Origin of the sequence: Janibacter limosus NBRC 16128 (assembly GCF_001570985.1) — a bacterium.
Taxonomy (GTDB): domain Bacteria; phylum Actinomycetota; class Actinomycetes; order Actinomycetales; family Dermatophilaceae; genus Janibacter; species Janibacter limosus.
Map to the genome: position 1 here is coordinate 1 of NZ_BCSS01000070.1, position 7,590 is coordinate 7,590.

General features: G+C 70.4%; 8 protein-coding genes. 6 read left to right on the plus strand and 2 right to left on the minus strand.

Features of this window, described 5'->3' with window-relative positions; genetic code table 11:
* The 5 genes from JLI01S_RS15975 to JLI01S_RS15995 form a co-directional block, all read left to right on the plus strand.
* Positions 1-342, plus strand: a 342-nt coding sequence (locus tag JLI01S_RS15975; RefSeq protein ID WP_157075015.1) for an ACT domain-containing protein, incomplete at its 5' end; no start/stop codon positions are given.
* 37 nt (positions 343-379) lie between these two features.
* Positions 380-1,981 carry a signal recognition particle protein gene (gene ffh / locus JLI01S_RS15980; protein WP_068266520.1) on the plus strand — a complete coding sequence of 534 codons (1,602 nt, stop codon included), beginning with the start codon at positions 380-382 and terminating at the stop codon, positions 1,979-1,981.
* Between the two features lie 8 nt (positions 1,982-1,989).
* Positions 1,990-2,790: an alpha/beta fold hydrolase gene (locus JLI01S_RS15985; protein WP_068266522.1), complete on the plus strand. Its 801-nt coding sequence runs from the start codon at positions 1,990-1,992 to the stop codon at positions 2,788-2,790.
* 65 nt (positions 2,791-2,855) lie between these two features.
* Positions 2,856-3,497 (plus strand): SDR family oxidoreductase, encoded by a 642-nt coding sequence (locus JLI01S_RS15990; RefSeq protein ID WP_068266538.1) that lies wholly within the window; start codon positions 2,856-2,858, stop codon positions 3,495-3,497.
* 69 nt (positions 3,498-3,566) lie between these two features.
* Positions 3,567-4,655: an amidohydrolase family protein gene (locus JLI01S_RS15995; protein WP_068266525.1), complete on the plus strand. Its 1,089-nt coding sequence runs from the start codon at positions 3,567-3,569 to the stop codon at positions 4,653-4,655.
* A gap of 15 nt (positions 4,656-4,670) precedes the next feature.
* Here the strand turns inward: JLI01S_RS15995 and JLI01S_RS16000 are convergent, their stop codons facing one another.
* Complete coding sequence (locus JLI01S_RS16000; protein WP_068266528.1) at positions 4,671-5,606, minus strand: sulfite exporter TauE/SafE family protein; 936 nt, start codon at positions 5,604-5,606, stop codon at positions 4,671-4,673.
* Positions 5,607-5,771: 165 nt separating this feature from the next.
* Between JLI01S_RS16000 and JLI01S_RS16005 the strand changes: the two genes are divergently transcribed.
* Positions 5,772-6,233, plus strand: coding sequence for an RrF2 family transcriptional regulator (locus JLI01S_RS16005; RefSeq protein ID WP_068266532.1), 462 nt, complete (start codon positions 5,772-5,774; stop codon positions 6,231-6,233).
* Between the two features lie 61 nt (positions 6,234-6,294).
* Here the strand turns inward: JLI01S_RS16005 and JLI01S_RS16010 are convergent.
* A partial coding sequence (locus JLI01S_RS16010; RefSeq protein WP_068266535.1) for an alkaline phosphatase PhoX occupies positions 6,295-7,590 on the minus strand: 1,296 nt, incomplete at its 5' end.

Consider the following 7,590-nt stretch of genomic DNA (forward strand, 5'->3'; position numbering starts at 1 on the left):
CTCGCCGCCGGTGACCGAGCCGCGCTCGACGCCGTGGCCCGCCGGCGTCCCCGGTCGCCCCAGCCGGCCCCTGCGGGAGGGGCACGAGCCTTCGTGCTGCCCAGCGTCGGCAGTGGCGCGACGGTGATCGAGGTGCGCTCGCAGGACCGGCCGGGCCTGCTGCACGACCTGGGTATGGCTCTGGCCGGTGAGGGTCTCAGCGTCCGCTCGGCCCACATCTCGACCTTCGCGGGGCAGACCCTCGACACCTTCTACGTCACGGACCGGGAGGGTCAGGAGCTCGATCCGGCCGCGGTGGCTCGCGCCATCGCGGCAATGATCGACGCCTGCGACCACGCCTGAGCGAAGGGAGTGCTCGCGGGCAAGTACCCTAGGCCGGGTGTTCACCAGCCTGTCCGACCGTCTGACCGCGACCTTCAAGAACCTGCGCGGCAAGGGACGCCTGTCCGAATCCGACGTCAACAAGACCGTCCGCGACATCCGGATGGCTCTCATCGACGCCGATGTCGCCCTGCCCGTCGTCAAGGAGTTCACCTCCGCGGTGCGCGAGCGCGCCACCGGCGCCGAGGTGAGCGGGGCCCTCAACCCGGCCCAGCAGGTCATCAAGATCGTCAACGAGGAGCTCGTGACGATCCTCGGAGGCAACACGCGGACCATCCAGTTCGCCAAGCGCCCACCGACCGTCATCATGCTCGCGGGCCTCCAGGGCTCCGGCAAGACGACCTTCGCCGGCAAGCTCGGTGCCTGGCTCAAGCAGCAGGGTCACACGCCGATCCTCGTCGCGGCCGACCTGCAGCGCCCCAACGCCGTCACGCAGCTCGAGGTGACCGGTCAGCGTGCCGGGGTGCCCGTCTTCGCGCCCGAGCGCGGCAACACCGGTGGCCACGACGCCGTCCTCGAGTCCGGGGAGGGGACCCAGTCCTTCGGGGACCCGGTCTCCGTCAGCCGGGCCGGCATCGCGCATGCGCACTCGCAGCTGCACGACGTCGTCATCGTCGACACCGCCGGTCGCCTCGCGGTCGATGCCGAGCTGATGCAGCAGGCCGCTGACATCCGTGCGGCGGTCAACCCGGACGAGGTCCTCTTCGTCATCGACGCGATGATCGGTCAGGCAGCGGTCGAGACCGCCCGCGCGTTCGCCGAGGGCGTCGACTTCACCGGTGTCGTGCTGTCCAAGCTCGACGGCGATGCTCGCGGTGGCGCGGCACTCTCGGTGGCCGGGACCACGGGGCGGCCGATCATGTTCGCCTCCACGGGTGAGCAGACCAAGGACATCGAGGTCTTCCACCCCGACCGGATGGCCAGCCGGATCCTCGACATGGGTGACGTGCTCACCCTCATCGAGCAGGCCGAGCGCGCCTTCCAGCAGGGCGAAGCCGAGGAGATGCAGCGCAAGTTCCTCGCTGAGGAGGACTTCACCTTCGACGACTTCCTGCAGCAGATGTCCGCGCTCAAGCGGATGGGCTCGCTGAAGTCGATGCTCAAGATGATGCCCGGCATGGGTCAGATGTCGGCGCAGCTGGACAACCTCGACGAGCGCGAGTTCGACCGGGTCGAGGCCATGGTCCGCTCGATGACTCCCTTCGAGCGCACGCACCCCAAGCAGATCAACGGCTCGCGTCGCTCGCGCATCGCCAAGGGCTCGGGCGTCACCGTCTCCGAGGTCAACCAGCTGCTCGAGCGCTTCGGTGAGGCGCAGAAGATGATGAAGCAGCTCGCCCGTGGTGGCGGTATGCCGGGGATGCCCGGGATGCCGGGCATGGGTGGTGGCGGCCGCAAGAAGCAGGTCAAGCAGCCCAAGAAGAAGGGCAAGTCGGGCAACCCGGCCAAGCGTGCTCAGCAGGAACGCGAGGCGGCTGAGCGGGCTGCTGGTCGTGGCCCGGCCGGCTCGGCCTTCGGTGCTGGCGCGCCTGAGGCGCCCGCTGATCTCGACCCGAGCCAGCTGCCCAAGGGCTTCGAGAAGTTCCTCGGCGGCAGCTGAGCCAGCCGATGAGCGAGCTGACCCTCCACGCGACGACCTCGGGTGACTCCGGGCCACGGGTCGCCTTCTGCCACGGGCTCTTCGGGCAGGGCCGCAACTGGAACCAGATCGCCAAGGGCCTGAGCGACATCGCCCGGCCGACGCTGCTGGACATGCCCGACCACGGACGATCGCCCTGGACCGAGCGGTTCGACTACGTGGGGGCGGCGGACATCGTCGCCGACAGCCTGCGTGCGATCGACGCCGACGAGCCGTGGATCGTCGTCGGGCACTCGATGGGCGGCAAGATCGCCATGCTCCTGACGCTCGCTCACCCGCAGCTCGTCGACAAGCTGTGCGTCGTCGACATCTCCCCGGCCCCGACGACGAGCTTCACGGAGTTCGAGACCTACATCGAGGCCATGCAGGCGATGGACCTCGACACGATCGAGTCGCGCGCTGACGCCGACGCAGCGATGCAGGAGGCCGCGCCGGACCCGGGGGTCCGTGGATTCCTCCTGCAAAACCTGCGCCGCGACGGGAGCGGCTGGCGCTGGCAGCCCAACCTCGAGGTCATCGGCCGGGACATCGCCGCCATCGGCGGGTGGCCGCAGGACGATGTGGCGACGCTGGCTCCCTTCGACGGACCGGTGCTGTGGCTCTCCGGTGAGCGCTCCCGGTATGTCACGGATGACAACCTCGCCGAGATGCGCCGGCTCTTCCCCAAGGTGCGTCACGTGGGGGTCAAGGACTCAGGGCACTGGGTGCACTCGGAGCAGCCCGAGGTGACCATCGCCGCGCTGCGGGCCCTCATCGCCTCTGAGCGCTGACGACGACATGTGATGGGGTGGAGGTGTCCGGCAACCACCGGACCCCCCGACCGGAAGGATTCGTCATGTCTCGCATCGCCGTCATCGGTGGGCACGGCAAGATCGCCCTGCTCCTCGCGCCGCTCCTCGTCGAGGAGGGTCACTCGGTCACCTCCGTCATCCGCAACCCGGGCCATGCTGCCGAGGTGCAGGCTGCAGGCGCCACGCCCGTCGTCGCGGATGTCGAGCAGCTCGACGTCGACGGCATCGCCGAGGTCATCAGCGGTCACGACGCGATCGTGTGGTCCGCCGGGGCCGGAGGCGGAGACCCGGAGCGCACCCGGGCCGTCGACCAGGACGCCGCGATCCGCTCCATGGATGCCGCCACGCAGGCCGGCGTCGGGCGCTACGTGATGGTCAGCTACTGCGGCGCCGGCAGCGACCACGGTGTCGACCCCGACACCCCCTTCTTCGCCTACGCGCAGGCCAAGGCCGCCGCTGACGAGCACCTGCGTGCCACCGACCTCGACTGGACCGTGCTCGGGCCGAGCGGGCTGACCCTGGACCCGCCCACGGGCTCGATCCAGGTCGGGCGAGAGGGCAGCGGCAAGGTCTCGCGCGCCAATGTCGCCCGGGTCATCGCGGCAACCTTGCGCGCCAACGGGACCAGCCGCAGGACCATCGAGTTCCACGACGGGTCCACGCCGATCGGCGAGGCGATCGGCTGATCCTCCGAGAGGCTCGCCGAGCGGGCTCCTCTGGGACCGGAGGTCGTCATCAGCGGATAGCCTCGGGCCATGGCTGATGTGCTGCACGTCACGGGCGAGGTCCTCATCTCCGAGCAGGAGAGCGTCCCCGAGCTGTGGGTGATCGACGGCAAGGTCTCCTTCACCCCGCCCACCAGCGGGGATGTGGAGACCGTGAGCGGGTTCGTCCTCCCGGGCTTCGTGGATGCCCACTGTCACGTCGGGCTCGATGCCCACGGGGCGGTGGACGATGCCACGAGCGAGGCCCAGGCCGTGGCCGACCGGGACGCCGGCACCCTCCTGATCCGTGATGCCGGTTCACCCGCGGACACCCGCTGGATCGACGAGCGCGACGATCTGCCCAAGATCATCCGGGCGGGTCGCCACATCGCCCGCACCAAGCGCTACATCCGCAATTTCGCCCATGAGGTCGAGCCGGAGCAGCTCGTCCCCCGGGTGCGAGCCGAGGCCCGGGCCGGCGATGGCTGGGTCAAGCTCGTCGGCGACTGGATCGAGCGCGGCGTCGGCGACCTCGCGCCGTGCTGGCCGCGCGAGGTCCTCGTCGAGGCCATCGCCGCCGCCCACGAGGCGGGCGCGCGGGTGACGGCGCACTGCTTCGGTGAGGAGTCGTTGGCTGACTTCGCGGCTGCCGGCACCGACTGCATCGAGCACGCGACGGGCTTGGTGCCGGAGACGATCTCAGCCTTCGCCGAGCAGGGCATCGCCATCGTGCCGACCCTCGTCAACATCGAGACCTTCCCCCAGATCGCCGCTCCTGCTGCGGAGAAGTTTCCCGACTACACCCGCCACATGCTGCAGCTGCACGAGCGGCGCTTCGAGACGATCGCTGCTGCCCACGACGCCGGGGTCCCGATCTATGTGGGCACCGATGCCGGTGGCTCCCTGCCTCACGGTCTCGTCGCGCAGGAGATGGAGCTGCTCATCCGGGCCGGCTTCACGACGACGCAGGCTCTGGCTGCTGGGACCTGGGCCTCGCGTTCGTGGCTCGGCCGCCCTGCCATCGCCGAGGGCGAGGATGCCGACCTCGTCGTCCTCGCCGAGGACCCGCGCGAGGACGTGCGTGCATGTGGCACACCGGAGCACGTGATCCTGCGGGGCGCGCGCGTCGGGGGCCGCTGACCCCTTCGCAGGGGATCAGGCAGGGTCGCCGACCAGCTTTCGCTCCGCCTCGGGGGAGCCTGCCGACTCGGCGGCCACCTCGGCGGCCACCTCGACGCGGTGGGCGCGCAGGCTGTAGAGCACGGCGCTGATCCACGCGACCCAGACGAGGGCGTAGACGACCCAGGTGGCTCCGGTGTCGAGCGCCAGGCCGTCCTTGCCGATGATCGTGCGGGCATTGGTCAGGACGATGACGCCACCGACGAGCGAGCCCAGGATGCGCGGAGGGATGGTCCGCACGATCCAGGCGGCGATGGGGGCGGCGATCGCACCCCCGACGAAGAGCATGGCCACCCACGAGAAGTTGATGCCCTGGGAGCCGAGCGCGGCGAGGAAGCCGATGCTCGCGGCGACGGAGACGAGGAACTCGCTCGTGTCGATCGAGCCGATGACCTTGCGCGGCTCCAGTCGACCGCTCGCGAGGATCGCCGGGGTGCCGACCGGTCCCCAGCCGCCGCCACCGGTCGCGTCGACGAAGCCGCCGAAGAGGCCCAGCGGGGTGAGGAAGCGCTTGCGCAGGGGAGTGCCGAGACGGTCCTTGCGCAGGCCCTTGAAGGTGAAGCGGACGAGCACGTACAGACCGAGGGCCAGCAGGATGCCGGACATGAGCGGCTTGGCGGTCGAGGTGTCGAGGCTCGCGAGGAAGGTCGCACCGGCGAAGGCCCCGACGGCACCGGGGGCGCCGATCTTGAGCACGACGGGCCAGTCCACATTGCCGAAGCGCCAGTGCGAGGCCCCCGAGACGAGGGTCGTGCCGATCTCGGCGAGATGCACGGTGGCTGAGGCAGCGACGGGGTTGGTGCCGATGGCGAGCAGGAGCGTGGTCGTCGTGACGCCGTAGGCCATGCCGAGCGACCCGTCGACGAGCTGGGCGAGGAGGCCCACGATGGCGAGGAGGAGGAGCTTGCGCATACGGAGGACTCTTTTCCGTGAGGAGTGTGCGGCGCGACGGGCAGGACGATCTCCCACCTGTTGTGCAGGAGTTTGATCCAACGTTTGCTTATGGGTCAAGTAACGCAGCGTTATGTCTCACGACGTGGGCGGTCGTGACGGCCGCGACCCGGGATACTGGGGCTCATGGACATCTCGGCCCGGTCGGACTACGCGGTCCGCGCGATGCTGACCCTCGCGGTCTCCGGCGACGGGGGGAGGCCGGTCTCCGTCGTGCGGCTGGCCGCAGAGCAGGAGCTGCCACGCAAGTTCCTCGAGGCGATCCTCGCGGACCTGCGTCGCGCGCAGCTCGTCACGAGCCGCATGGGGGCGAGCGGCGGCTACCTGCTCGCGCGGCCGGCGAGCGAGATCGCGGTCGGTGACGTCATCCGGGCCGTCGACGGACCACTGGCCGAGGTCCGGGGGGAGCGCCCGCAGACGACGAGCTACGACGGCGCGGCCACGCACCTGCCGACGCTGTGGGTCGCGGTGCGCTCCAGCGTCCGGTCGGTCCTCGACGGCACGAGCCTCGCCGACGTGCTCGCGGGCGACTTCCCCGACGCCGTCCGGACGGCCGTCGCCGCCCCCGGGGCCTGGGAGAACCGCTGACCGAGGACGAAGGGGAGGTCGCACCGCCACGGTGCGACCTCCCCTTCGTCCTCGGCGTGCGTCAGAGAGCGCCCTTGCGCCACGGGCCGGTGATGGCCAGCGTGATGCCCGGGGTCTGGATGTTGGCGAACATCCAGTTGCCGTTCTTCGGCTCGAAGGTCGAGCCGCACCACTCGGACCCGACGTAGTTGCCGGCCTTGACGGTGCTCCCGGCGAGGTTGTCGCTCGGCAGGACCACGGTGTTCTGGGCGAAGGGGAAGATCTTGCCCGTCGCGGTCAGGCCGTGGAGGTACTCGCTCCCGCTGCCGTCCTCGCACAGGACGATGCCGCCGCGGGGCGAGACGCTGATGTTGTCGGGGTTGTTGAGCGTCTCGGCGCTGGGCGAGGCGATGAGCACCGTGAGGGTCTCGGTCTTGGGGTCGTACTCGAAGACCTGCCCCTGCTTGGCCGGACCACCGCTCGTGGAGACGATGTAGGCGCGGTCGTTGCCCCACCAGGCACCCTCGAGGCGGGCGAACTGCGCGCCGCCCTTGGCGATGCCCTGCTGCACCGTGCTGGTCTCGCCGCGGCCCGGGTCGGGCTGGTCGATGGTGACCCAGGACAGGTCGGTGTAGGTGGTGCCGGTGCCGTCGGAGTACGTCTGGCGCGTCGCCGAGCCGATGGCGAGCATCTGCAGCTCCCCGCCGTCGGCGAGAGTGCCGGGGGTCTTCGGGAGAAATCGGTAGAGGCCGGACGGCGTCGCGTCCTCGGTGAGGTAGACGATGCCCGTCGAGGGGTCGATACAGGTCGCCTCGTGCGAGAAGCGGCCCATCGCCTTGAGCGGGACGCCGTTGCTCTTGCCCTTGGTCGGCACCTCGAAGACGTAGCCGTGGCGGGTGCCGTCGGCGGAGATGTGGGTCGTCTCCTCGCAGGACAGCCACGTGCCCCACGGGGTCGGGCCGCCGGCGCAGTTGGTCCGGGTGCCGGCGAGCGAGGCGTAGGACTCGACGAGCTGGCCCTTGTCCGGGTCGAAGACGAGGGTGGTTGTGCCACCGCCGGCCTCGAGGGCGTCGTAGGCGGGGGAGGCGAAGGCGGGTCCGCCGCCGACCTCGTGGTTGCGCACGAGACGCACGTGCCTGCCGTCGCGGAAGGCGGCCATGCCGTCGTGCGCACCGGGGGTGCGCAGACCGTCGGACATCATCGAGCCCGTCCAACCGAAGCTGATGTACTCGAAGCCCTTGGGCAGGGCGACGAGCTCCAAGCCGGTCGTCTGGTCCTTGGTCGGGCGCAGTGGCCCGTAGTCGGGGCCGAAGGGGGCGCGAGCCATCGGCGCCGCACCGGCGGTGCGCGCGCCGAGGGCGCCCAGCGGGCCGAGGGC

Coding starts and splice junctions, on each gene's coding strand:
- JLI01S_RS15985 (WP_068266522.1), top strand. CDS start 1,990: ATGAGCGAGCTGACCCTCCACGCGACGACCTCGGGTGACTCCGGGCCA.
- JLI01S_RS15990 (WP_068266538.1), top strand. CDS start 2,856: ATGTCTCGCATCGCCGTCATCGGTGGGCACGGCAAGATCGCCCTGCTC.
- JLI01S_RS15995 (WP_068266525.1), top strand. CDS start 3,567: ATGGCTGATGTGCTGCACGTCACGGGCGAGGTCCTCATCTCCGAGCAG.
- JLI01S_RS16000 (WP_068266528.1), bottom strand. CDS start 5,606: ATGCGCAAGCTCCTCCTCCTCGCCATCGTGGGCCTCCTCGCCCAGCTC.
- JLI01S_RS16005 (WP_068266532.1), top strand. CDS start 5,772: ATGGACATCTCGGCCCGGTCGGACTACGCGGTCCGCGCGATGCTGACC.